This is a genomic window from Neptuniibacter marinus, assembly GCF_965223595.1.
GTDB lineage: Bacteria > Pseudomonadota > Gammaproteobacteria > Pseudomonadales > Balneatricaceae > Neptuniibacter > Neptuniibacter marinus.
The window spans coordinates 3,679,115-3,704,515 of the sequence record NZ_OZ245004.1 but is presented as its reverse complement, the minus strand read 5'-3'; the positions used below and the strand labels follow the sequence as shown (position 1 = coordinate 3,704,515).

23 protein-coding genes are annotated in these 25,401 nt (G+C 41.8%); 13 read left to right on the top strand and 10 right to left on the bottom strand.

The annotated features are described in order from the left end of the window. Positions 1 to 68: 68 nt before the first annotated feature. The 3 genes from nadE to ACOQOE_RS17535 form a co-directional block, all read right to left on the bottom strand. Positions 69 to 875 carry an ammonia-dependent NAD(+) synthetase gene (nadE, locus tag ACOQOE_RS17545; RefSeq protein WP_420555497.1) on the bottom strand — a complete coding sequence of 269 codons (807 nt, stop codon included), beginning with the start codon at positions 873 to 875 and terminating at the stop codon, positions 69 to 71. A 188-nt stretch (positions 876 to 1,063) separates the two neighbouring features. Further along, a complete protein-coding gene (locus tag ACOQOE_RS17540; RefSeq protein ID WP_420554582.1) occupies positions 1,064 to 1,498 on the bottom strand; it encodes a copper chaperone PCu(A)C in 435 nt (144 codons plus the stop codon). A 147-nt stretch (positions 1,499 to 1,645) separates the two neighbouring features. Beyond that, positions 1,646 to 2,569, bottom strand: a complete 924-nt coding sequence (locus tag ACOQOE_RS17535; protein WP_420554581.1) for an outer membrane protein assembly factor BamD — start codon at positions 2,567 to 2,569, stop codon at positions 1,646 to 1,648. A 155-nt stretch (positions 2,570 to 2,724) separates the two neighbouring features. Here ACOQOE_RS17535 and rluD point away from each other — a divergent pair, with 155 nt between their 5' ends. From rluD to clpB, 8 genes are all read left to right on the top strand, one after another. Beyond that, positions 2,725 to 3,693 (top strand): 23S rRNA pseudouridine(1911/1915/1917) synthase RluD, encoded by a 969-nt coding sequence (gene rluD / locus ACOQOE_RS17530; RefSeq protein ID WP_067862740.1) that lies wholly within the window; start codon positions 2,725 to 2,727, stop codon positions 3,691 to 3,693. Positions 3,694 to 3,699: 6 nt separating this feature from the next. After that, complete coding sequence (gene pgeF, locus ACOQOE_RS17525) at positions 3,700 to 4,431, top strand: peptidoglycan editing factor PgeF (RefSeq protein ID WP_420554580.1); 732 nt, start codon at positions 3,700 to 3,702, stop codon at positions 4,429 to 4,431. A gap of 47 nt (positions 4,432 to 4,478) precedes the next feature. After that, positions 4,479 to 5,105, top strand: coding sequence for a M15 family metallopeptidase (locus ACOQOE_RS17520; RefSeq protein ID WP_420554579.1), 627 nt, complete (start codon positions 4,479 to 4,481; stop codon positions 5,103 to 5,105). A gap of 316 nt (positions 5,106 to 5,421) precedes the next feature. Then, positions 5,422 to 6,384, top strand: a complete 963-nt coding sequence (locus ACOQOE_RS17515) for a GTP-binding protein (protein WP_420554578.1) — start codon at positions 5,422 to 5,424, stop codon at positions 6,382 to 6,384. Then, positions 6,381 to 6,731 (top strand): hypothetical protein, encoded by a 351-nt coding sequence (locus ACOQOE_RS17510; protein WP_067862732.1) that lies wholly within the window; start codon positions 6,381 to 6,383, stop codon positions 6,729 to 6,731. Before ACOQOE_RS17515 ends, ACOQOE_RS17510 begins: the two co-directional genes overlap by 4 nt. 201 nt (positions 6,732 to 6,932) lie before the next feature. After that, entirely contained in the window at positions 6,933 to 7,889 is a 957-nt protein-coding gene (locus ACOQOE_RS17505; RefSeq protein ID WP_067862730.1) for a GTP-binding protein, read from the top strand. Then, the gene (locus ACOQOE_RS17500; protein ID WP_067862728.1) at positions 7,873 to 8,199 is read left to right on the top strand and encodes a hypothetical protein; all 327 of its coding nucleotides are present in this window, start codon (positions 7,873 to 7,875) and stop codon (positions 8,197 to 8,199) included. The genes ACOQOE_RS17505 and ACOQOE_RS17500 overlap by 17 nt, the downstream gene beginning before the upstream one ends. A 168-nt stretch (positions 8,200 to 8,367) precedes the next feature. Next, positions 8,368 to 10,947, top strand: coding sequence for an ATP-dependent chaperone ClpB (clpB, locus tag ACOQOE_RS17495; protein ID WP_067862726.1), 2,580 nt, complete (start codon positions 8,368 to 8,370; stop codon positions 10,945 to 10,947). A 130-nt stretch (positions 10,948 to 11,077) separates the two neighbouring features. On the opposite strand, the gene ACOQOE_RS17490 is transcribed toward clpB, so the two are convergent. From ACOQOE_RS17490 to ACOQOE_RS17475, 4 genes are all read right to left on the bottom strand, one after another. Then, positions 11,078 to 12,274 (bottom strand): SIP domain-containing protein, encoded by a 1,197-nt coding sequence (locus tag ACOQOE_RS17490; protein ID WP_420554577.1) that lies wholly within the window; start codon positions 12,272 to 12,274, stop codon positions 11,078 to 11,080. Between the two features lie 53 nt (positions 12,275 to 12,327). Continuing rightward, the gene (locus tag ACOQOE_RS17485) at positions 12,328 to 14,409 is read right to left on the bottom strand and encodes a TonB-dependent receptor (protein WP_420554576.1); all 2,082 of its coding nucleotides are present in this window, start codon (positions 14,407 to 14,409) and stop codon (positions 12,328 to 12,330) included. A 158-nt stretch (positions 14,410 to 14,567) separates the two neighbouring features. After that, positions 14,568 to 15,812, bottom strand: coding sequence for an MFS transporter (locus tag ACOQOE_RS17480; protein ID WP_067862722.1), 1,245 nt, complete (start codon positions 15,810 to 15,812; stop codon positions 14,568 to 14,570). Positions 15,813 to 16,123: 311 nt separating this feature from the next. After that, positions 16,124 to 17,008 (bottom strand): helix-turn-helix transcriptional regulator, encoded by an 885-nt coding sequence (locus tag ACOQOE_RS17475; protein ID WP_067862720.1) that lies wholly within the window; start codon positions 17,006 to 17,008, stop codon positions 16,124 to 16,126. A 424-nt stretch (positions 17,009 to 17,432) separates the two neighbouring features. Between ACOQOE_RS17475 and ACOQOE_RS17470 the strand changes: the two genes are divergently transcribed. Both ACOQOE_RS17470 and ACOQOE_RS17465 read left to right on the top strand, forming a co-directional pair. After that, on the top strand, positions 17,433 to 18,113 hold the full coding sequence (locus ACOQOE_RS17470) for a hypothetical protein (RefSeq protein ID WP_067862718.1): 681 nt from the start codon (positions 17,433 to 17,435) through the stop codon (positions 18,111 to 18,113). Between the two features lie 126 nt (positions 18,114 to 18,239). Continuing rightward, positions 18,240 to 19,016 carry a response regulator gene (locus ACOQOE_RS17465; protein WP_067862716.1) on the top strand — a complete coding sequence of 259 codons (777 nt, stop codon included), beginning with the start codon at positions 18,240 to 18,242 and terminating at the stop codon, positions 19,014 to 19,016. A gap of 83 nt (positions 19,017 to 19,099) precedes the next feature. On the opposite strand, the gene ACOQOE_RS17460 is transcribed toward ACOQOE_RS17465, so the two are convergent. Continuing rightward, complete coding sequence (locus tag ACOQOE_RS17460; RefSeq protein ID WP_067862713.1) at positions 19,100 to 19,366, bottom strand: hypothetical protein; 267 nt, start codon at positions 19,364 to 19,366, stop codon at positions 19,100 to 19,102. A 459-nt stretch (positions 19,367 to 19,825) separates the two neighbouring features. Here ACOQOE_RS17460 and ACOQOE_RS17455 point away from each other — a divergent pair, with 459 nt between their 5' ends. Then, complete coding sequence (locus ACOQOE_RS17455) at positions 19,826 to 21,547, top strand: acetolactate synthase 3 large subunit (protein ID WP_067862711.1); 1,722 nt, start codon at positions 19,826 to 19,828, stop codon at positions 21,545 to 21,547. Positions 21,548 to 21,549: 2 nt separating this feature from the next. Continuing rightward, positions 21,550 to 22,044, top strand: coding sequence for an acetolactate synthase small subunit (ilvN, locus tag ACOQOE_RS17450; protein WP_067862709.1), 495 nt, complete (start codon positions 21,550 to 21,552; stop codon positions 22,042 to 22,044). Between the two features lie 141 nt (positions 22,045 to 22,185). Here ilvN and ACOQOE_RS17445 read toward each other — a convergent pair whose 3' ends face one another. Then, positions 22,186 to 22,464, bottom strand: a complete 279-nt coding sequence (locus ACOQOE_RS17445) for a hypothetical protein (protein ID WP_067862707.1) — start codon at positions 22,462 to 22,464, stop codon at positions 22,186 to 22,188. 138 nt (positions 22,465 to 22,602) lie between these two features. Beyond that, a complete protein-coding gene (locus ACOQOE_RS17440; protein ID WP_420554575.1) occupies positions 22,603 to 23,775 on the bottom strand; it encodes a cytochrome-c peroxidase in 1,173 nt (390 codons plus the stop codon). A 176-nt stretch (positions 23,776 to 23,951) separates the two neighbouring features. Here ACOQOE_RS17440 and ACOQOE_RS17435 point away from each other — a divergent pair, with 176 nt between their 5' ends. Further along, complete coding sequence (locus tag ACOQOE_RS17435) at positions 23,952 to 25,388, top strand: sensor domain-containing diguanylate cyclase (protein WP_067862703.1); 1,437 nt, start codon at positions 23,952 to 23,954, stop codon at positions 25,386 to 25,388. Positions 25,389 to 25,401 lie beyond the last annotated feature (13 nt).

The window sequence follows — 25,401 nt, the reverse complement described above, 5'->3', positions numbered from 1 at the left end:
GATAGAGAACCAGTACCATTCTGTTCACGGGTGAGCTCTTGTTAAAGAGAGCTTACCCTGTTGTCAGCTTAATCGTAGATGGTTGGAATGGGTGCGCGTTTGTGTTCAGTTTTTATATAGATATCGATAATACGTTGTTCGACTTCTTTAGAGACGCCTTTGCCTTCTAAAAAGTCATCAATCTCTTCGTAACTAAGACCTAGCGCGTGTTCATCTGCTTTTTGTGGCGTTAAGCACTCTAGGTCTGCTGTTGGTGTTTTGTCTACCAATTCCATTGGTGCGCCGAGTGTTTTTGCCAATAAACGGACTTGACGTTTGCTCAGTCCAAAGAGCGGAGCTAAATCGCAGGCACCATCACCCCATTTTGTATAAAAGCCAGTTAGATTCTCGGCCGAATGATCTGTACCAAGTACTAAGGCACCTACTATGCCGGCTACTTCATACTGGGCAACCATACGTGCTCGGGCTTTTACATTGCCTTTCGCAAAATCTACTGCAGCTTCTGAGGCTCTATTTAAACCGACAGCATTAAGGGACGTGCATACTTCGCTATGAATACCTTCAACGCCAGGTTTTACGTTGACAGTAATGCGCTGTGTGGGCTGAATAAAGTCGAGAGCCATCTGAGCATCATCTTCGTCATGTTGACTGCCAAATGGTAAGCGCATAGCAATAAAACTATATTCATTGCTGTTACTTTCTGCGTTGAGTTCATCTACTGCAAGTTGGGCAAGTCGGCCACAGGTGGATGAATCCACACCACCACTGATGCCTAAAACGAGTGTTTTTAATCCTGATTTTTTTATTTGCTGCTTGATGAAATTGATTCGTTGCTCGATTTCTAGAGTTGGGTCGATTTCAGGTGATACTCGCATCTCTTTAATAATTAAGTCTGCCTGCACGCTCTGATCTCTCTATTTTTTGGCTATGGAATATCTGTAGTTAAACAGTTTAGCAATTGTTTATTAGAGAGGTAAGAGGTAATTGAGAAACGAACACTACCAAGTCTCTTCAAGAGAAAAAATCATTGGGTTGGTAGGATAAGCCATGTAGATAGGCTCTTTTAATTTTCTAGATCAGTCACCAGTGCTTTAGTTTTTAGTCGATCACCATTACTAAATGTTAGAGATAGGTTTATATGTTTTCCAACAGTTAATTTTTTACGTAAGTTTATCAAGGTGATTTGTTCGCTGCCGGGCTGCATTTTCAATGTTGAATTACCCAAAACAGTTACGCTGTCAGTTTTTTGTAGCATCATGATGCCATCGTTGTTTCTATAGTGCTGAATTTCGGCAGTATCAGACGCGGGAGAGGAAACCTTCGTTAAATATACAGGGTGTCGGTCACTGTTTTTAATGGTTAGAAATACTGCTGTTTCTTCATATCCTTCAGGAACTACTTGTACGTAGGCTTTTTTTATTACTATCTCTGCATAAGCATTAAGTGAGAAGCTAGTACATAGGAATAAACAGGCATGTAAAAAGTACTTAGTGTTCATAAGGGTTTTCTGCTCAGTTTAATTGGTGATAGTAGTAGTGCAGATAACTTTAGTTTGTTTGTTTGTATTGTCAATCTATTCGTTATTTTGAACGCGGCAAGATGGGCTTTTAGATTTAAAGGCGCTGTCGCGCCTTTAGGTATTTATTTACTTTGATTGCTCTTCATCATCATCGAAGACGCCAAATGTGATAGTGCTAAAAATACCACGTTCAGGCTTTGGTGCCTCTTGGCTCATTCTAATAGGTGTAGCTACAGGGGCTTCTTTAGCGTCACTGAAAAGGTCGAAGGTTGCGGCATCAAATAAGGTTTTTTCTCCTTTGTAGACAGGAGTGTATTGATATTCTGGGAAGTTTTTAGCTAAGACCGATTGGGTATCGGCTGCTAAATCTTGCTGACCTAGATGGGTGTAGCCTTCAATCATTACTGCGAGAGCGTCAGGAACCGCAGGGGTTTCTTGCATGTTCTCAATAACATAGCGGCCACGATTGATTGCAGCGACAAAGGCTTCACGTTGGATATAGTAACGAGCTACATGCACCTCATAGGCGGCCAAACGGTTTTTTAGATAGACCATACGTTTCTGTGAGTCAGGAGCATATTGGCTATCAGGGTAGCGGTTAACCAGCGTTGAGAAGCTTTCAAAAGAATCAAGCGCGGCGCCTGGGTCTCGTTGTGTCTCATCGATAGGTAAATATTGTGTGATCCATGAGATGTCTTGTTCAAAGGAAGTCAGGCCTTTGAGGTAGTAAGCGTAATCAATATTTTCATGGTTTGGATGTAAGCGAATAAATCGATCCGCGGCAGCGCGTGCAGCTTCAGGTTCGTAGCTGTTATGGTAAGCGTAGATCAATTCTAGCTGAGCTTGTTCTGAAAACCGTCCGAAGGGATAGCGAGCTTCCAGCAGTTGCAGTTTCTCAATTGCTAGATCGTAGTTCTGTTGATCCATAGCAGACATAGCTTCTTTATAAAGCTGTTGTTCGGGGATATCCGGTATCTCTTGGATATCTTCAAACCATGAGCATGCCGTTGTCATAAAACAGAACAAAGCAATAATAAGTAATTTGGTCATTCGCATCTTTTATTAATCCCAGTGTAGTCTCGGGCCCGAACGGTTATACTGGGCACAAAGAGGCTATAAGCAATTCAACGGCCTATTTAACCACAACTGGTTGGGCCTGTTAACACACTCAGGCCTAACAATTAAGAAAGTTCTGCTAGGTTCTGATGTCTGATCAAATACAACTCCAAGCACAAGTGGGAAATGATCTCGTTGGTAAGCGACTTGATCAAGCTGTAGCCCAGCTATTCCCAGATTACTCTCGTTCTCGCCTACAAGGCTGGATTAAAGACGGCTCGCTAACTGTTGATGGGGACGTAAAGCGCCCTCGTGATAAATTGTTTGGTGGCGAAATTGTCGCTATTGATGCTGAACTTGAGATGATCGAAGATCATAAACCGCAAAATATACCGCTTGATATTGTTTATGAAGATGAGCATATTCTGATCGTCAATAAGCCTGCAGGTTTAGTGGTTCACCCTGCCGTTGGACATCGAGACGGTACGTTATTAAATGCATTGCTCTACCATTGTCCAGAGATAGCTCAAGTCCCTAGAGCAGGTATTGTTCATCGACTTGATATGGATACAACAGGATTGATGGTGGTTGCTAAAACAATCGTGGCACAAACGGAATTAGTTACGCAGCTACAAGAGCGCTCTATGGGGCGTGAATACGAAGCAGTTGTTAATGGTGTAATGACGGGTGGTGGTATGGTTGATGAACCTATGGGGCGCCACTCTAAACATCGTCAGAAGATGGCGGTGGTCGGTGTAGGTAAGGAAGCGGTTACTCACTATCGCGTATTGAAAAAGTTACGTGCCCATACACATATTCGTTTAAAACTTGAAACGGGGCGTACCCATCAGATCCGTGTGCATATGGCGCATATTAATTACCCGCTTGTGGGTGATCAGCTTTATGGTGGTCGCTTTCGACTCCCAAAAGGTTGTAGTGAGGATATGCTGCAAACCTTGCGGAATTTTAAACGCCAAGCTTTACATGCTAAAAAACTGGAGCTTTGGCATCCACATAGTGGTGAGTTGGTTTCTTGGGAGGTGGACCTTCCTGATGACTTTAAACATTTGCTGGATGTGCTTACCGTTGACGCAGAAGCATCGAATGATGAGATTTGATAGGACGTGAAATTTATACCGGCTAAGTGGCAAGCTCCCTCCAAGGTTCATGCGCTAACTACAACACGTTTAGGTGGTGTTAGTCAGGGCGTTTATCAAGGATTGAATCTTGGTGATCATGTGTCTGATCGGATTGTTGATGTACAGGACAATCGTCAAAAACTGATAGCTGAACTGAACTTAACGATCCCCCCGCAGTGGTTATCACAAGTACATGGTACCGATTTGATTCAAGCGTGTGGGGATGGGGTGCGACGTGAAGCTGATGGTTGTTGGACGGATGAGCTAGGCTTAGCTTGTATTGTTATGACTGCGGATTGTTTGCCGGTTTTTTTTACCAATTCAGCAGGCAGTAAAGTAGCTGTTGCCCATGCAGGTTGGAGAGGTTTGCTAAATGGGGTATTGGAAAATACGTTAAAAGTTTTCCAAGATCCATCCGATCTGCATGTTTGGTTTGGGCCCGCTATTGGCCCTAAGGCCTTTGAGGTAGGTTCTGAGGTGTATGAGCAGTTCTGTGATTCTAGTTTAGAAGCTGAATCTGCGTTTTCTAAAATTGATGATACCCATAACAAGTATTTAGCAGATATTTATTCTTTAGCTTCACAGCGATTAAAAAAAGCAGGTGTTGTTAATATCACCAGCTCTTCTCTTTGCACTTATTCAGATGCAGAACGTTTTTATTCCTATCGTCGAGATGGTGAAACAGGACGATTAGCCAGTTTGATTTGGATTGAATAATTCAAGTTTTCTAACTTTATCTTATGAATCTTTATTAGGAGACAAGTTTGCCTGAGGTAACTATAAAGCCTGCATCATTTGTGGACCTGCTCACAGTAATTCCGAACCTATTAATAGATCTCAAATATTTTACTGGGGATAACTTTGTAGGCGTTCCTATCAATGGTTATGAACGAAATGTCGGTTTGATAACAAACCCAGCGGCTCAGGCGTTACTCCGCGTTCAGAATGAACTCGCTCATTTTGGGCTAGGTCTTAAAGTATTCGATGCTTACCGTCCTCAACGAGCTGTTAACCATTTTATTCAGTGGTGTGAGGAGGAAAACGAATGTGTGACTCAAGCGCGTTTCTTTCCTGATTTAGATAGAAGTGAGCTATTCAGTAAGGGTTATTTAGTTCGTCACTCTAGCCATAGCCGCGGCAGTACTGTTGATTTGACATTAATTGACCTGTCTAGCGGAGAAGAGCTGGAAATGGGAACTGAGTTTGATTTCTTTGGGGTTGAATCATGGATTGATAGTCAGACGATCTCTTCTCAAGCTCGAGCTAATCGTATGTTGCTACAAGGGTTAATGATGCAGCATGGTTTTGTTCCTTATCACCATGAATGGTGGCACTTTACCTTGCAGGGTGAGCTTTATACAGATACTTATTTTGACTTTATAATTGAATAAGTTTGTTTTATTTAAAAGAATACGAGATATATGAATCGGGCTTCCTAATGTTTTGCGGGAAGAGTAGATGATTTTTTACTATATTCGTAATATTAGATAATTGTTTTTTATTTAGGCTGATATCTGTTAAAACCTTAAGTGATTAACTTACAATTTTTCTTATTTAGGCTAAGAATTAGCTTACTTCTAACGTACTTCCCGCCTAAATTGCTGTGAAAGTGGCTATCACTGATATGGCTCAGGTATAGTTAATCTGTTCTGTGTGACAGTGTCTATTGCTTCATGTTGGTTATTTTGAAGCTATAAGGGATTAATAATGACAGATTATAAAGTTTTATTCACAGGCTCAGTGTGTTCAGGTAAAACCACAGCTATTCGCTCATTGAGTGATATTGAGACGGTTGATACTGATGCCCGCGTAAGTGATTCTGCTATTCGCCGTAAGCAAAAAACCACAATCGCCATGGATTATGGCGTTCTTGATCTATCCGATAGCGCCCGTCTGCATCTTTATGGGACGCCGGGACAAGAACGTTTTAAGTTTATGTGGGAAGTAATGATGAGTGACTTAGTGCATGACGCTGAGGGGCTTGTTTTGTTGGTGGATAATACGCGTAATGATCCTTTTAAAGATATCCGCTTTTATGTGGAAGAGTTCCGAGATTTTATTGTTCGTCGCCGCCTGATTATTGCAGTCACTCATTCCGATGAAAAAGCAGACCCTGACCATGATTATTATATGCAAGAGCTCAAAGCTATGGGCTTGTTTACAACCGTTATTTTTATTGATGCACGAGACCCTTCCTCGGTACTTAAAATAGTAAAAGAGTTGGTGGGGCAACGAGAAAAAGATATTGCTTGGCCTGAACTAGAGCAACGTTTGGCCGTCAATAGCACAATGCCTCAGGCAAGTGGAGAAGGCGACTCTCCTGCAATTGGGGTTAATGAAGAGGTCACATTACTTGAAGCGGCGATGAATACACGAGGCATTACAGGCGCAATTCACCTTGGGGCTGATCGCAAAGTTTTGAGCTCTAATGTTAGTAGTAAACAAAATAAAGAATTACTACGTTCAATGATTAATTTAGTGACTGCATTAGAAGCTAAGGCTTCTTTTCTAGGGCATATAGATGATTTGGTTTTATATGGCCCGCAGCAAGAAACCCTCTCTGTATTTGTTGAAGAGGAACAGGCACTTGGATTGTGTTCCCATAAAGATTTAAGTATCAATGTGGTTAAACAGCAAGCTGTGGATCTTTTGCAGTGGAGTCGGCGATGAATGAATTACTTGGAACAATAGATAAACCTAATGTTGTTGAAAGTAGTTGTTTTCTTGAAGGGAAAGAGGTGACCACATCTTCTTTTACTAAAGCAAATCGACATTATGAGACAGTTGCAAGGCAGACGTTTAGCTATATATTTTTAAATGTTGGTAAGCATAAAAGCAAACATAACGAGGCTCACCTAGAAATAGGTGATAAACGTTTAAGTGGCTTTCTGTTAAAAGCAAATAGAGTACTCGTTTGTTTGTCGGAGAAAGAAACTAACATCTCCGATGTAAGGGCTCATATTCAGCAGGTTCAGCATCTTATTGCAAAAGCTGAAGTTGAGCGCATGCTCGCCTAGATAGGAGCTAAAAGATTCTATCTATTACGTCCTGTCTAAGGTGTTCGACTTATTCGTCATATCAATCCAGTGTTAAGCATGCGATAAATATCACCTTATTAGATGAAAATTTGAATATTTTTTGAGGTGTTTTAGTTTTCGTTCAGCTGAGTATCGCTACACTGATACTACTAATGTTCCCCTGAAATAAGGAATGCATGAATGAAGGATTATAAGATCCTATTCACAGGGTCAGTTTGCTCAGGAAAGACAACAGCGATTCGCTCAGTCAGTGATATTGAAACACTTGATACGGATGCTCAGGCCAGTGATGTAACGGTTAGGCGTAAAAAAAATACTACGATAGTTATGGATTACGGCGTTTTAGACTTAAATACTGAGACGCGTGTTCATCTTTATGGAACACCAGGGCAAGAACGATTTCGTTTTATGTGGGATATGCTAACCAGTGAGTTTGCCCACGATGCTATTGGGATGGTCCTTTTAGTAGACAATACGCGCAAAGACCCTTTTCGAGATATACGTTTTTATGCGAAAGCGTTTGGTGATTACCTGCGTAAACGTAGATTAATTATTGCTGTTACTCATTCAGATGTGGAACCTAACCCAGATTACAATCGTTACTTAAGCGAGTTAAAAGATCTCGGGGTTATGAGTACGGTTATGTTTGTCGATGCTAGAGACCCTCGAGCAATTTTAGGTGTTATTGAGGAGTTAATTTCAGCGGTAGAAAGAGATATAGATTGGGACCAGGTTCGGGATCGATTACTGGATATTAATGGTTTCTCCCTTGATTTTTATAAGCCTTTATATGAAGAAACCCTTTTAGATGCAGCGATGAATAAGCGAGGGGTTTTAGGCGCTATGCATATTGGAGAAGGGCAAGATCTACTGTGTTCTAATATTGATGATGCCTCTATTAAATCATTGTTGCTCAATATTAATCGTTTAACTGATGCTATATCGGAAAAGGCGAGTTTTTTAGGTGCGGTTAATAATGTTGTTATTGCTGGCCCTAAGGTCGACACCTTATCGGTCTTTAATGATCAAAATCAGTCTTTATGTTTAAAATCAGATAAGGATATATCGCTGCCTGTATTGAAGCAGCAGGCAGGTGATTTGCTGCAATGGAGTATCGACAATGACTATTTGGCATGAGATGCAGGATAAAGGGTTAATACTCTACGGTTGTGTATTACAAAATGGGGATGTGCAGGCATCTAGCTTCCCTCCTGAAGCTAAAAAACAGCTCTCTGTTGCTAAACAAGCATTGGCATATATCTTTCGCTCTGTTGAAAAAAGCGCTGAAAGTCACGATGAAGCTCACTTAGAAATTGGAGACTGCTTATTTAGCGGCTTTCAGCTAGATCCTAATACGCTACTTATCTTTTTAAGTGAACACGATAACGATACATTGCAGATTCGACAGTTTGTGAGTAAAAACAAAGAGCGCTTTCTAGCATTATAGCGTTGGCTCATTTTGTTTTAATATAAGAGTTCTCTAATTTTTGTTTATTTTCCTCTTGAAGCGAACGACTTTCACCCTCATATCTCTGATATACGATTCATTATTTAATTGCCCTAGCCTTACATAACACGAGGATAGAGGTGTATTGGATTAATCAGCGGAGGGCATATGCGTCCAGATAAATTTACATCTCAACTGCAAGAAGCTCTGGCAGACGCTCAATCTTTAGCTGTAGGCCGAGACCATAACTACATTGAACCTGTTCATATTTTACAAGCCTTATTAGAACAGCAGCAGGGTAGTTCTGTGCAGCTATTGGCGCAAGCGGGTGCTGATATGCAGCGCTTAAAAAATCAAACGACACAGTACATCGACCGTTTACCAAGTGTACAAAACCCTGATGGTGAGATTCGTTTCTCTCAAGATGTTGCACGCGTCTTTAACAAAACAGATAAGATCGCCCAGCAACGGGGCGATCAATATATTGCCAGTGAACTGATTCTTTTAGCTTTGCTAGATGATAAATCTGATGCAGGTAAAGCGCTGCGCGAATCAGGTATAAGCAAAGACAGATTAGAAGCTGTTATCAATCAAATTCGTGGAGGGGAATCGGTGCAAGATCCTAATGCAGAAAGTAATCGTCAAGCTTTAGATAAGTATTGTATTGATCTGACTGAACGTGCTGAATCGGGCAAGCTCGATCCTGTAATAGGACGTGATGATGAGATTCGTCGAACAATTCAGGTGTTACAGCGCCGTACTAAAAACAACCCTGTACTTATAGGGGAGCCTGGTGTTGGTAAAACCGCCATTGTGGAAGGGCTTGCACAGCGTATTGTTAATGGTGAAGTTCCTGAGGGGCTTAAGCGTAAAAAAGTGCTCTCGCTTGATATGGGATCGCTCATTGCTGGTGCGAAATTCCGAGGTGAATTTGAAGAGCGTCTAAAAGCTGTATTGAATGAGCTATCTAAACAGGAAGGGCAGGTTATTCTGTTTATCGATGAGCTACATACTATGGTGGGCGCAGGCAAGGGCGAAGGCTCAATGGATGCCGGTAACATGTTAAAACCGGCTTTGGCTCGTGGTGAACTACATTGTGTGGGTGCCACAACGCTGGACGAATACCGTCAATATGTAGAAAAAGATGCAGCTCTTGAACGTCGTTTCCAGAAAGTTATTGTTGATGAGCCCGATGAAGAATCCACTATTGCCATTTTGCGTGGTTTAAAAGAGCGGTATGAGATTCATCATGCGGTTGATATTACAGACTCTGCAATTATTGCTGCGGCTAAATTGTCCCAGCGATATATCACAGATCGCCAACTTCCCGACAAAGCGATAGATCTAATCGACGAAGCCGCTTCCCGTATTCGTATGGAGATGGATTCTAAACCGGAAGATATGGATCGCTTAGAGCGTCGTTTAATTCAGTTGAAAATGGAACGAGAGGCGCTAAAAAAAGAGAAAGACGCTGCAGCGAAACAGCGTTTAAAAGAGCTTGAAGAAACTATAGGCAATATCGAAAAAGAGTTCTCTGATCTGGACGAAATTTGGAAAGCCGAAAAGTTAGCATTGCAAGGCTCTCAAAAAGTGAAAGAGGAGTTAGATTTAGCACGTATCGAACTTGAAAAGCATACCCGTGCGGGTGATCTTCAGAAGATGTCTGAGCTACAGTATGGTCTTATTCCAGAGCTTGAGAAGGAGCTTGCCGCTACTGCCCAAGCAGAAGAACAGGGGCAACAGGAAACTAAACTACTGCGTAATAAAGTGACTGAGGAAGAGGTCGCTGAAGTGGTTTCTCGTTGGACGGGTATTCCAGTCAATCGCATGCTGGAAGGTGAGCGAGAAAAACTATTACGTATGGAATCAGAGCTGCATAGCCGTGTGATCGGGCAAGATGAGGCTGTGATTGCTGTCTCTAATGCGGTACGCCGTTCTCGTGCGGGATTGTCAGATCCTAATCGTCCTAATGGTTCATTTTTATTTTTAGGCCCAACAGGTGTAGGTAAAACCGAGCTTTGCAAAGCGTTAGCTAGCTTTTTATTTGATACTGAAGATGCGATGGTGCGTATCGACATGTCAGAGTTTATGGAAAAACACTCCGTTGCACGTTTGATCGGTGCGCCTCCCGGTTATGTCGGTTATGAAGAAGGGGGGTACCTGACTGAGGCAGTGCGGCGTAAGCCTTACTCTGTTTTACTGTTGGATGAAGTCGAAAAAGCCCATCCTGATGTTTTTAATATTCTTCTACAGGTATTGGAAGATGGCCGCTTAACTGATGGTCAAGGGCGTACAGTCGATTTCCGCAATACCATCGTAGTGATGACCTCTAATTTAGGGTCTGACCTTATTCAAAACTTCAGTGATGACGATGATTATCAGCTCATGCATAACGCGGTAATGGAGTCAGTGGGTATGCACTTCCGTCCAGAAGTGATTAACCGTATTGACGAAGTCGTCGTGTTCCATAGCTTGAAAAAAAGCCAGGTGGCAGGTATTGCTACTATTCAGTTGCAACGTTTACAAGACCGTTTGGCTGAGCGGGATCTAAGTCTCACATTAACAAGTACAGCATTAGATAAGCTGGTGGATGTAGGCTTTGAGCCTGTGTATGGGGCAAGGCCGTTAAAACGAGCGATTCAGCAGTGGATAGAAAATCCGCTGGCGCAGGAGATATTAGCGGGTAAGTATCTCCCGGGCACAGAGATTGCTGTAGATGTAGAGCAAGGGGAGTTTGTTTTTAGATAGGTTGTATCAGCTTCGATACGAAGGCTGATACTTGCTTCTATAAAAATGCTCGATGTATTGCATCGGGCATTTTTATACCTTTTATTTGTTATCGCGTAGGTTTGTCTAGAGCTGTTATTTATTTACCACCCTATAGGTCGTCGGCTGTGCCTCTTTTCGATTTTAAGTTCCAATACGCTTTGGTGTGATTGTTTTTTCCGGCTATCTGTCGCTGATTTCGTAGGTAATGTCTCACCGTTTTTGCGGACTCTGATTCGAAAGCGGCCCACACGACATCTATGTCAGTTATCTGTCTTATTATGGCTAATATTCGGGTAGATTGAATCTCCGGCGGGCATATTACTCTATGTACTTGGTCGGCAACTAATAGGTCTTTATTCTCAAAATAACTTTGTTCATCTTCGGATTCGCTAATGATAATTATGTAGGGTGGTAATGGATTCAGCCAATGCTCAAGTATACCTGCCATTGCAGGATAAGCGGTTTCATCGGCAATCAGTAGGGCTTGTCCATTCGATAAGTGGGGGTGCTTATCTTTTGCTTCAGAGCGGCTCATAATAATATCGCCAGCGCTGAGTTCGTTAGCCCATTGACTGCCTGGGGTTTTTCCATGTGTGAAGATGTCTATATATCCTTGGTTATGAAAACGAGCATTTTTATCTTTTTTCCATGATTTTCGGAGCGTATAAAGGCGAACATCCTTGTTCGCGCTTTGTAAGAGCTTTTGACGATTCTTACTGGATAAGTGCTTCATCAATGAGACAAAAATATGATCGAAAAGTTTTTTGCTCCAATGTTTTTTATTCGCTTTTAGAGTACCCGAGTGAGGGCGTTTTTTAAGCGTTTTTAGCAAAAAAGCATAAGCGTAACCCGGATAATATGCAGGAAGTTCGGTCGTACTTTCAATGGTTAAACGTACCATGTTTGTGGTGATTTTTTGTTTATCTATGATCTTAAAAAAGTGTTTGCCCGCGCCGCTAAAATCACGCCCTTGTTGAACGATAGAGGCATAGGCTTGATAGAGAATTTTATCCTCTAATTCCCCTTCAATTTCGAAAGGCACAAAAATTTTTGTGCTCTGAAGAGTCGTATTTAAGTGAACGATAATGTCCATGCCTTCTTGAAAAACGTCTAAAACGCTTGCTGATACAATAGTAGCCTCGTGTAGGGACTTTATTTGAGATAGGTGACTTTTTGCAATTGCTAAAAGCTCTTCCGTATGATCTTGATTAACATGATCAATAATATCTATTTTTTTATCTATGTCCGGTATAGGCGTGTAGGTGTCCATAGGTCTCGGTATTTCATTCGATAGGAAAGGAGTCATATAGAGGCGCAATGCTGCCTCTATCATTAAGATATTGAGAGACAATAGCCTTATTACATGCGGTAAGTCGCGCTAATACCTACAGATAGGTCTTGACCCACTGCTGCTAAGGAGTCTGCTCTGTAATACAAAATATTTTCATCGGTTAGATTTTTAATAAAACCGTTAATAGTTAAGTCACCGTTTACGTATTGGAAACGTGCATTAGTAAGTAAATAATCACCGGCCATATCATTATTAGTGTTATTCAGATCAGAATAATATTCGCCAACATAAGTTATGTCGGCACCGAAAGACCATTTGTTGCCAATGTGCTGGGTAAAACCTAAACCTAAATTCGTTTCGGGTGCGCCAGAAAGTTGGTTTCCTTTATTTGCGGTGTTTGATGTGTACTCATCGATTTCACTGCGTAAGAAACCAATAGAGCCCTGCAGCTCAAGGTTGTCGGAAAGCCATGTAGAGGCTTCTAATTCAAAGCCTATTGTATGTGCTGAATCTACATTGACTAAACTAAAACCGGATAGAGCTTGGTAGTCAGAATAATCGTTATAAAATAGATTGGCGCTTAATGTTGTGCCTTTACCAAAATCGCTTTTGCTGCTTAGTTCAAAGGAGGACACTTCCTCACTATCAAAGGCAAAAACATCACCTGTCGTATTGATATAGGTTCCACTTGGGCTGTAGCCTTTGCGAATGGCTGCCCCGAATGTGGTGGTGTTAGAGATATCATGCGTAATGGCGAGTTTCGGTAAGTAATAGGTCGAATCTGTGTTTTGAACCACTTCAGTGCTCGAAAAAAACGAACCGACCTTCTCGGTTTCTTCATTCTCAATACGCAACCCCGTCGTTAGTTTTGTCTCAGGAGATAGTGCATAAGTACCTTCACCATAAAGGGCTGTTGTGGTGGTGTTATAACTTGTATCAATATTAATTACTCCTTGGGATGCATCGATGATCGAGTCTTTATAAGCAGCAAAGAGTCCTATTACACCAGATAGCTTGGTATTTTGATTATTAAAAATAATACGGTTTTCTAATGATGTAGTGGTTTGTTCAATATCATAACTGTGGGTGGTTGTGCCACTAGCCGAGCCGTAACCGTCGGCATATATATCTGAATCTATGTGGCTAATATGTAAAGAGTTAGTAATGCTGTCGCTGACCTGGTACTCGATATCTGTAGCTACACTTTTTTCTTTAGAGTCTTGTACGCGGGAGACGGCACCACCTGCGTCAGCAATCGTCATCGTTTGTGTGGCGATACCTTCGGTGGTATTGCTGGCGAAATTAGCATGCTCGCCCTTATTTTTAAGGTAATTTACGGTCAGTTTAGCTGATAATTCGGGTATGTCTCTGGGTTCCCACAATAACTTACTTCGTACGTTCAGGCTTGTGGACTCGCTGAGATTAGGAAGATATCCGCTGTAGCCAGATATATCGTAATTCAGCCAGCCCTCCCCTTTTGTTTGATCAACTGCGATACGGTAAGCAAGCTCATCTTTAATTAAGGCCCCAGACGACATAACTGCTAAATTGTGTTTTAGGTTGCCATTTTTATAGCTTTCTAATCCCGCTCGAATAGCCGCTTCATTTTCAAATGTTGGATCATTGGTATTAACGACAAGCGCGCCAGCTATGGCACTTGCCCCTTGCGTTGTAGACTGTGGACCACGGAGAACCTCTACTTGCTCGACATCCCATAAATTAGTAGGTGAAAAATTGTAACCTGACCAGTCTTGGGTGGTGCCATCTACCACGGTAGCGATACGAGCACGAGCGCCTGTCATTAGTGCTACGCCCCCCGTTGCAGCTCCCCCACCAGAAATACCGCGAATAGCTATATGACCAAAGGTATCGGTAGTAACGTTAGGGGCGCTTGTCGCAATATCTTTGACCTGCTTAACCTCTCCTGTTCCTAGAGTTTTTTCAGAGAAAACAGTGACCGCTGTTGTTGTATCTTTAATATTTCTATCAATTTTTTCACCGGTCACCACAATGGCGTCTAGTACTACAGCTTCTGCATTTGCCATAGGAGAAGTTAATAAGCTGTTAATGGCCAAAATGGATAACGCTATAAACGAAAGTGTAGGAGGATTATGAGGGAGAACGGTGTTCGTTTTTCTAATTGGGTGCATAATTTAGATTTCCTGTACGTGCAATAAAATAGTATTAAAAAGACTAATAATTCTCATTCTTATATTTTGTTAGGTATAACTATTCACTCTTTTATAGAAACGGATAAGGTATTTAAAAACTATTCGCTTTACTGAGTAGTGATTGTGAATATTTGATATTAATATGTATTTAAGGTTTCTTTCGTTGTGGTGACGCGTTTCAGGGTAACGCTGATAAATAAGGCGATACTAAAGCTGATAAGAATACCGGCTATCACGACGGCGCTGTAACCAATATGTTTTGCTATCGCCATACTTATTGAGGAGTAGATAAAGCCGAGCAGGGAGGCAAAACTAAACTGCAGTGTAAAAAAAGTAGCCTTGTGTAAAGATTCAGCTGCTTTGTCCATTATTATTGTCGAGGAAACGACTAATAGAGCAGGGAAGCTAATAAAGTGTAAGGTGATTGCTGTGTACACGATAACCTTGCCGGTAAATCCGAGTGTTAGTGGTATCATGAGTAATAACGCTAGGACTTGAATAAATAGCACCCCAATAAAAGCATGAGCACGGCCAAATCGAGTAATAAGTGGTGTTGCGAGTAAGGCTGCACATAGGCCCACGGCAGAGCCAAATATTTTTACTGCAAAGCCAACGTCGCCTAGTGCCCAACCACTGTCGATTAACAAGGGATTGAGTAAGGCAAAACCACAGGTTGAGCCGATGGGGTAGAGTGCCAAGATGAAAAGCCAATGTTTTTGCTCTGTGATGAAATGTTTTATATCTCGAAAAAGATGTCTAGACTCTGTTGAATAGGTTTTGCTGTCAGGGATATCTTCAGGTTCGGTAAACAAGGTTATTTGTAATAATGAGATGCAGGTTAGGCCAGCTAACAGCCATAATGAACCCTGCCACTCAAGCCAAGGGTAAAACATCAGGATCAGGCCACCCCCAATAATGTTTCCCAATAAATTTCCTGAGAATTGAATGCTACTAGCAAGTTTACGAGCTTCTGGGGCAAATAGTTTGCAGGATAAACCATCGATAGCAACATCTTGTACGCTCATGCAAAAAGCATAAAGTGCTAGGATTGCAATTATCCATACAAACTGGTGTTGAAAATCCATTGAACCTGCCGCGGCCAATAATAGCGCCATACCGGTTTGAGCTATAATTAACCAGCTACGATACTTGCCTTGAAACGATAAGCGATACTTATCAATTAACGGGGCATAAAGTACTTTTCCCATCAAAGGTAAGACTGCAAGATTGAGTAAAGCTAATTTGTCTAGAGCAACACCTTGTTGCCGTAAAATAGCTACAGCCGCTGACAGAATAAATGCCACGCCGATATATTGGGTGATATATATGCTAGCTAGCATCCCCCAAGGGTATTGGGTGTTTAGCTTAAAGCGGTTTGTCATTACTCATTATCCTGCGTGCCTTCCGTTTGGGCGGAAGGCTAGTTTGATTTCTTTTAACGTTTTATTTTGTGCGATGCGATGCGATGCAGTGCAGTGCCAGAAAATACTAGTCTTCAATTATTGATAACTTTGAAGTTTATCGATGAAAAGTCTTAATATCTTTCGGATAGGGACATGGAGCTTTCGAAAATAGATAATTTTTACGTGATGTTATTAGTTTAAAATGTAATGGAGGTATAGCCTCAACCCCTTAGTACAGCTTTCTACCTTCAATCTCTAAGTATGTTAAGTTCAATGCTTTTAGCTTTTTACTAAGCACTGCGTTGCATTGATAAAGATTGTCGATACTCACTAGGGGTAACACCGACTTCGCTTTTGAATAAAGTGGCAAAATGGGCTTGGCTTTTGAAGCCGACATTGTGGGCAATTTGGGCAATTGATTCGTTGCCCGCCAGTTGCTTGCGAGCCGCTTCAAGTCTTATGTTTTTGAGCCAATCTCTAAAGCTGGTGCCGATTAACTCTTTGATATCTTGTTTTACGTAGGTGCGATTACTTCCTGCCATATTTGCTACGGAAGAAAGTGACCAATTTTGGGCTAAGTTGGTCTGGATGTGGCTTAAAACATTCGATAGCTGGGTGATTCGTGAGGTTGTGGATACTTGATGTTGTTCGTGTCTTTTATGGAGAAAGAGTGCCAATACTTCTTGGGCTTTTGCTTTAATAAATAGCTCACGCTCAAAGCCTTCAAATGTACAATCCCAAACAGCTTCGCAGCAACGTAGAATATCCGCTGGAATGGGGCCTAGCTCGGCAAAGCGAATATTAGGAATTGCGAGAGAAGCACTGCTGGGGTGTTTAGGCAGGATGGAACTTTCATTAAGTTTATTGGGCGGTAGCATTATAGCAAATGTTTGCCAAACGCTGTTGTTAGCAAAGTGTATTCGACTAGTGCTCGATTGATCAACTAAGGCAATCACATACTGATGATTATAATTACGCTGTTTGCCTATGCCTTCGTTGAGTGTTTCACATTGGCATTGGCCAAGCATCGAAATATAAAGGCCAGGGGGGTAAATATGTTCAACTACTGTATCTTCAGCAAACCGATGATTAACGAGTCGAACAGAGCTTTGAGCATCTAAACCGAGGTTAAAATGCTCGAATGTAGTAACATTCTCAAGAGAGTGTTGTGACACGAGGATACCTCCTAAATAGGTGTAAAGCTTTAAATAAAAGTAAGTTAGGGGGCATAGTAACAAAAATATACAATTAAGAATAGTTATCATTATCACTAACAGTTTTGAGTAATGTTCCGCTTATGCTGATTAATCTAACTAAGGCAAGTGCGGTTGCATTTTGATTAATCAAGATTCAAGAAGGTGTAGACAGTTGTTCATTACTATCGCTTAACGTATTGATTGGATAGCTAACGATTAGATGTGGCTTGAAAAACTTACACATTAGCCAAGACTCACAAGGCTAGGTAGGGTGTTTTCGGCCCTTTTACGGTAGAGCATAAAATTTTAAAAAGTTTTTTGTGCTGTATTGGTAGGCTTTTTTATTGGCGGTGATCAGTTATGCTAAGTGTCTGTTATTACTTTGAGATAAGGTAGAGTTTTGATGCGATTATGGTTTATAGCTTTTTTATTCCTGACTGGATGTGCAACACAAAAACCGCAAGAGCAGGCTCCGCCCATTTCAAAGGTTATAACCGTTACGCCCATTGAGATCGGTTTACCCGCACACTATGCCTATTCACCTTATGCTGATTACCTATTGCCTCTTTTATCCAATTTTAATCAAGAACCTTTCTATCATTTGAGTAATCCCCAGTTACTGGTTAATTACTACCGCTATAGTGATGAAATTAGTGCTAATGACCCACAGAAAACGGTTTATGCATATACAAATAAGGCTGGTGGAGAATGGGGCTATATAACAACGAGTGTGGGTCGCTCACCTATTGCTAATGGATTTATTATTGAGAATAGCCCTCTTGGGACCGTTTATGCATTAGTGTTAAAGCAGACGAAGCTTTGCTTAGCGACTCAAGCGAAAGGCTTGCCTGTGTTTACACAGGGACAGTGGATATTTAATGAATCCCCCGGTTTTTTTGAATGTACTGGATTGACCAATAAGAGTATTTATAAAGTAGGCTCAGGCTTGCCGGGTCTACTTGGCCCCTATGTTGATGAAAAAGATACGGTTTTGGTTTTTCGTTCGCGAGGTCAACTACAGCAGATTGCCCTAGCACTTAAATATCAATTCCCTCAATTACTTGTGCCGACCATAGGGCGTTGATTTTCTGTTTTTAAGCAGCCTAACTGGACGGAAAACAATGTGTTTGTTATACCTGATAAGCTAAAAGGTCGTTTCTAGTGAATGGTTCAGCCATTAGTTAATGGGTTGATGTTGTAGAGGGGAAGAATGAGTCAAATTAAAGTATTGATTGTTGATGATGCTCGCTTTATTCGTGATCACGTGTCACGGATTGTAAAAGAGCACTTCCCTGAATATCAGATTGATTCTGCTGACGATGGTGAAGCTGGACGCAAGCAGATGAATAATGAAAATTACGATCTTATTCTTTGTGATTGGGAGATGCCGGGTATGTCTGGCTTGGATCTTTTGCAATGGGCTCGCCAGCAAGCTAATTATGTGGATATACCGTTCATCATGATTACCAGCCGTGGGGAACGAGATTATGTGCTTAAGGCGATTCAAGCTGGTGTTAACGACTATATGGGTAAGCCTTTCGAAGATAAGCAGTTAGTTGAGAAAGTTAAGAAATACATCGGTAAGCGTTTTACTACTAGCGCAGAATCACGTCGAAAGGCAGCTCAAATGTTAGCGGCAGGAAAAACCGCTGCCATAGCAAAGACGGCGAAAAAACCTAAAGGCTTAGCTCAGCTACGTGTTGCTTCTGGTGTGTTGCGTTGTGCTATTAAAGAGGTGACATTGCAATCAGTGCAAGTCGTGGTCAAGCGGGAGGATGGAATTCCTCTGCTTCTTGAGCAGTCAGTTGTTGATATTGAGCAGGTGAATGGTAATAGTGTTGCTCAGATGAATGGTTTTATCTCAGGTTTACAGGCAAACGAAAAAAGCACACAGGCAAACTTTATTAGTGTTGATATTCAGTTTGTTGATAATGATCCCGAAAAACTAGAAGTATTAACGCATTATATTGCGAGTTTGACTAAATAGTCGGATTAATGCTGAGGGGGTTCTGGCGTAGTAAAGGCTGCAATTAAGCAGCCTTCCTATCAATTAAGAGGCGCCGCTGTTCTCTAATATAATGCTTTCTCATCTTTAATCACGTCGATTAACACCTCAAGAAAAAGGCGATCGGCCTCGCTGTGCTCTACAGGTATTTTAATATTGGTAGTAGATGATAGTTCATCAGCAATAACTGTGGCGGCATTTTCATCATTTAGGTGCTCTCGAGCTATTTTTAGAGCTGTTTCACAAATTTCTGGTTCAACAAGTACTTTTCGTATGAACGACATCAGTTCATTAATAACGCGTTCTTTATTTTTAATCTCAGCAATACTCATAGGGATCTCCTGTACACGTATAGTTGGAGCGAATTGGATTTTAGCGCTCCGCCTCTGAGTTTTATATAGCAAAACTATAACGCGATCTTGCTAATCTGGGTAGTAGATTACTACAAACAAGCACAGTGCTTCAGTTTTCATTCCTTTGGGTTGAAAAAATCAACCTGTATGGGCTACAATTACCGCCTCGAATTTTGAGACCTTGAGTGTGTAGGTAACCCCGAAACTCAGGGAGACAGCTTTCTGTGAGCCGTTTCTCAAAGGTCTGTCGGTTGGGAGATCCCTAACACCGGCACACACCCGAACGTGAACCTTCGGCTCTACCCCTGGAATGGTTCAGAGTGAGATCGCTAGAGAGTCAAAAAATATTGTCTGGTACAGGCACGTTCAACGTTACAGAAACAAAAACTGTTAATTTCGTCAGTAACGAGACACTGACGTCGTTAGAGGGTGAATAAAGTGGAATTACTTTCAGGCGCAGAAATGGTTGTTCGCGCACTTCGTGATGAAGGCGTTAAATTTATCTACGGATATCCTGGCGGTGCATTACTGCACATTTACGATGCAATCTTTACTCAGGATGACGTCGAACACATTTTGGTCCGCCATGAGCAAGCTGCCACTCATATGGCAGATGCGTATGCACGTGCAACCGGTAAAGCGGGCGTTGCACTTGTAACTTCAGGTCCAGGGGCGACCAATGCCGTAACCGGTATTGCGACCGCTTATATGGACTCAATCCCAATGATTGTTATTACAGGTCAGGTTATGTCACACCTGATCGGTGAAGATGCTTTCCAAGAAACCGATATGATCGGTGTCTCTCGTCCTATCGTGAAACACAGCTTCAGTGTTCAACGTCCGGAAGATATCCCAGAGATTATTAAGAAAGCATTTCATATTGCTGAGAGTGGCCGTCCAGGCCCTGTTGTTGTCGATATCCCTAAAGATATGACAACACCCACAGATCGTTATGAGTATGAATATCCTAAGAGCGTGAAAATGCGTTCTTACAATCCTATCTCTAAAGGACATAGCGGCCAAATTAAAAAAGCTGTGGATATGTTACTGGCGGCTAAACGCCCCGTTATTTATTCTGGTGGCGGTGTCATTATGGGTGATGCGAGTGATGAACTGATCGCACTCGCTAAAGAGTTAGGTTGTCCGGTTACAAATACACTGATGGGCTTAGGTGGTTTCCCAGGCACGGACCCTCAGTTTATTGGTATGTTGGGTATGCATGGTAGCTATGAAGCTAATATGGCAATGCATCACAGCGACATGATTTTAGCAGTAGGCGCGCGCTTTGATGACCGTGTAACTAATGGTACTGATAAGTTCTGCCCGACAGCAAAAATTGTACATATTGATATTGACCCTGCATCGATCTCGAAAACGATCAAAGCTGATGTGCCAATCGTAGGGCCTGCCCAAGCGGTCTTAAAAGAGATGTTAGAGCAACTGCAAGCGGCGAAGACTAAGCCATCTGCTGAAAGCCTGAAAACGTGGTGGGAGCAGATTGAAGAGTGGCGTGGTCGTCATGGCGGTCGTTATAAAACAGATGACTCCAAGCAGATGAAGCCTCAGCAGGTTATCGAAATGCTAAGCAAAGTCACTAATGGTGATGCTTATGTTTGTTCTGATGTAGGTCAGCATCAAATGTTTGCTGCTCAGTATTATAAGTTTAATAAACCTAACCGTTGGATTAACTCCGGTGGTTTAGGAACTATGGGCTTTGGTTTACCTGCTGCAATGGGCGTTAAGCTTAATTTCCCTGAAGAGGAAGTTGTGTGCGTAACGGGTGAAGGTAGTATCCAGATGAATATTCAGGAACTATCTACCATTAGCCAATATGGTATTCCAGTTAAGGTTATCTGCTTGAATAACCAGTCATTAGGCATGGTGCGTCAGTGGCAGGATATGAATTATGAGTCTCGTCACTCGCAATCTTATATGCAGTCGTTACCTGATTTCGTCAAACTGGTTGAATCTTACGGTCACGTAGGCATTAAGGTTGAGCGTTATGAGGATCTTGAAGGCGCTATGCGTGAAGCATTCGCTATGAAAGATCGTATGGTATTCATGGATATCGCAGTAGATCCGTTTGAGCACGTTTACCCTATGCAGGTACCGCGTGGTTCTATGCGTGACATGTGGCTAAGCAAAACGGAGAGAACATAATCATGCGTCATATTATTTCTGTATTGATGGAAAACGAACCGGGTGCATTATCCCGTGTAGTTGGATTGTTCTCTCAGCGCAACTTCAATATTGAGTCGTTAACCGTTGCGCCGACCGAAGATGAAACATTGTCTCGTTTGACGGTAACAACGATTGGCGATGATCGTGTGGTTGAGCAGATCACTAAACAGCTAAATAAGCTGATCGATATAGTAAAGGTTGTTGACCTGACTGAAGGTGATCATCTTGAACGTGAGTTGATGATGATTAAGATGAAGGCTAACAATGGTACTGTTCGCGCTGAGATTAAGCGTACGACAGACATCTTCCGTGGCACTATTATCGATGTGACGCCAAATACCTTTACCGTACAGCTGGTGGGAGCAAGTAGTAAGCTGGATGCTTTTATCGAAGCTTTAGGGACGTCCAATATTATGGAAGTCGTACGTTCTGGTGTATCGGGTATTGCCCGTGGTGAGAAAGTTCTGAGCGTATAAATTCAGACAAAGGTTAGAATCAAGCGGCATTCTGGTAACGGGATGCCGCTTTTTTTATGCCGCAACGATGTGTTTTAGTAGCGCTTTTAGTCTAGAGATCTTTATTTATTATTGGAGAGGAGGCTGGTAACTGACCGAATGTTAGGCAATGAGGAGTTGTTTAAGCTCGGATATTTTCTCGCGAGATATATCTAAATCAACTTTAATTGTTGTATCGGCAGCGCGTCTTCGTATCGTGTGATGTTTATCACAGGCAGGTTTGCGGCGCTCAGGACCTGAATAATTGACGCGCTGTTGTTGCACAAACCAGTCTTCTGCATGGTTCAGCGTAGGGAAGTAGGGGCTAGTTCTACCCGCACTTTTATCATACCAATAATAAACAAATTGATAGTTACGAAAATCTTTAATGAGTTTTGGCATCGTTTTCTACAACAGTCAGAGCAAAATATGACTCGTATTCTATTGTTAGAAAGCTGAACAGTAGCTGATAATTATTGGCTGTTTTAGAAAAATATTAATAAAACAGCCTATGGGTAAGTTGTGCAAAGATTTGGGGCGTTATTCGTTATTATTTAACAGATGCTCATAACGTTTATCTGTGAGTGTTTTCATAAATGCTACTAGCGCATCTACGCGTTGATCATCAAGTGCTGGCCCTGTTTCTAACTCTTTAATTGATAAGTTTTGCGGTACTTCAGGTGTAGCCCAAACCTGCCCTGTTTCGGGATTGATTTGGCGTTTACTACTGCGGCTGTTGTATTTATCGTAAAACAGAACAACAGTGCGTAAATTTTGAAAAACACCGTTGTGCATATAAGGGGCTGTTACCGCGATATTACGCAGTGTCGGGACTTTAAATTTACCTGCTTGTTTAGGATCATCAACCTGTGGATGATTGAGTAAGCCTGTATCTGCTGTATCAATAGGAACACCATTTTTCTTGCGTCCCTCAATATTGGTTGGAATGCCAATATTATGATATTCGTAGTTAGTGAATGTCTCTTGCGGGTGACGTTGAGATTTATTCAGCTGATGGCATAGATTGCAGTTGGTGAATTGTTGGGAGAAAAATAGCGTGCGGCCTAATTCCTCCTGCTCTGTCATCTTATATTCGCCTTTTAAATAGCGGTCATATTTTGAATCAAATGGTGCGAATAATTCAGTACGCTCGAAATGGGCGATGCTGTCGGCCATCGCTGCATAACTGTTTTCCGCATTGGTGAAAATATTATCGCCATAAAGTGATTTAAATGCAGAGAGATAAAACGGATTTTCCTGCAAATGTTTAGCTATTACTCTTTTGTTGGGCATGCCCATCTCTATAGGATTCGTAGGTGGTCCTCCCGCTTGGCCTGCTAAGTTGTTTTCGCGGCCATCATGGAACTGTCCACCAATATATTTTCCTTCCTTATTGAATGTGAAATCTGGGCTAAACATTGCGTAGGCGGCTGTAGGGGCGTTGCGATCACCGAGTGAATGACCATCATCACCTAGTGAGTAAGCACCTTGAACACCATTGTCTCTAGGGTCTGTAAAGGCTCGGTCAGGAGCGTGGCAAGTTGCACAAGATTGAGTGCGGTTAAAAGATAGATTGGGGTCAAAAAACAACTGCTGCCCTAGCTGTTCTTTAATTGGGGTATGTCGGGTATCATCTGTATTATTGGCATTACTGTATGTTGCAAGCAGTAATAGCAAGAAAAGCAAGGTATTGTGGCGAGTGTGTATATGCATGTGAAATATATTCGATAATATGAATGTAATTGATAACCGTTATCAATAATACCTTTTTTTGAGATTTTATTATATTGATACCCATCAAATATTATAGATTCAGAACATCAATACGGTGTTTATCTTGGTATTTTTTAACAAAGCTGAAATGGGCTTAAAGGGTTAGGTGGAAGTTCGTGAAGTTTAAACAGCGTATGCTTGTGGTTGTTAGTCTGCTTATTATTGTCGGGTTCATGTTGACGGCTAGCGTCAGTTTTTATCTTTCTCGGCAAGCGGCCTTAAATTCGCTAGTTGAGCATGAGATGCCGTTAACAAGCGATAATATTTATGCTGAAGTACAGCGGGATTTAATTAAGCCGAGAACCGTTTCCTCGTTTATGGGGAATGATACTTTTCTAGAAGATTGGATTTTAGGTGGTGAAAAAGATGTTGCGGCTATTACTCGTTATTTAAATGAGATTAAACAAAAGTACGGTGCTTTTACTGCTTTTATGGTATCTGATTTAACCCGTAATTATTATTATGCTGGTGGGCTCCTTAAACAGGTTTCGGAGAATAATTCTCGAGATGATTGGTATTTCCATCTGCGCCAACTACCTGGCGATAGTGAATTAAATCTAGACCCTGATTTAGCGAACGGGGATGAATTAACTATATTTATCAATTTTAAGATTCGTACCTCTGATGGTACCTTCCTCGGTGCTACTGGGCTAGGACTCAATTTAGCGAGTATCACTCAGGTTTTTTCTGACTATCGTGCTCGTTATGGAAATAACGTTTTTCTTGTAACACCGGGGGGGAATCTCCTATTACAGGAGCGCTCAGGGGAGGCGGCGAAAAGTCTTTATCAAAAGGTGGGTGTTAAATCTGTTGTGGAGCAGGTTTTGTCTCAGCCTGAAGGACGTTTCTCCTATAAAAAAGATGGGAAGACCTATCTTCTAAATACTCGTCATATAGAGGAGTTAGATCTAATTCTCTGTGTGGAAGCGGAAGAGGGACAGGTTGATGACGCACTTTTTCCTCCATTGTTCATTACCTTATTTGTCTGTTTTATTGTGACGGGTGTTGTTCTCGCACTGCTCTTAAAAGCGATCAATCATTATCAGCGGGAGTTGGAGAGTGTTGCTTGGCAAGATCCATTAACAGGTCTGTTAAATAGACGAGCTTTGGCCGAGCGTTATGAGCGAATTAAAAGTATTCACCTACGTAATGGCAAGCCGCTTTCTTTGTTGATGATCGATATTGACCATTTTAAAGCCATTAATGATAGGGGAGGGCATGCTTTAGGGGATCAGGTTTTACTGCTCATTGCTGAATTACTGCGTGACAACCAAAGGCCTTCCGATTGTATAGGGCGTTGGGGAGGTGAAGAGTTTATTCTTTTACTACCCGAAACGGATCTACAGCAAGCGGCGCATATTGCTGAGCGTATTCGCGCTAAACTTGAGAGCCATCAGTTAATCTTTAGGTTGTGCCAGCAGGAAGTAACATTAAGTATTGGTATTGCTGAGCAACAAGGTCTATTTGACTTAGATGCTCATGTGTTAGCTGCTGATACGGCCCTGTATAAGGCAAAGCAGGATGGTCGAAATTGCGTACGTTTGGCTGAGTAGTTGGTTGGGATAG